General features: G+C 35.4%; 1 pseudogene. It reads left to right on the top strand.

What is annotated here, in order from left to right:
* Positions 1 to 75: 75 nt before the first annotated feature.
* A pseudogene (locus tag CWB98_RS24300) lies at positions 76 to 263 on the top strand (energy transducer TonB); the annotation flags it as partial.

The raw sequence follows: 263 nt of genomic DNA, 5'->3' as shown, positions 1-263 counted from the left end.
TACTCCTTCGTCGCTTATTCTGGCCAATCAAATTTTTTATTATTAACAGGACGTTAGTGCCATAAGGACTTAGCAATGAGAAAAACAGTTACATTATCAATTTTTAGCTTTTTTTTGATATCATGTGTCTCAACGACTCCCCCTACTTCTCCTAAAGAGCAAATTCAGTATATTGATTTGACCTCAGACGATAAAAAGGAATTAGTTAATGAGTATTGGGTAGTAGAAAAAAGACAAGACCCCAAATACCCAGTTGATGCTGC

Origin of the sequence: Pseudoalteromonas rubra, assembly GCF_005887115.1 — a bacterium.
GTDB lineage: Bacteria > Pseudomonadota > Gammaproteobacteria > Enterobacterales > Alteromonadaceae > Pseudoalteromonas > Pseudoalteromonas rubra_F.
The sequence above is the reverse complement of the archived record's forward strand: the minus strand, read 5'-3'. Positions and strand labels throughout refer to the sequence as shown.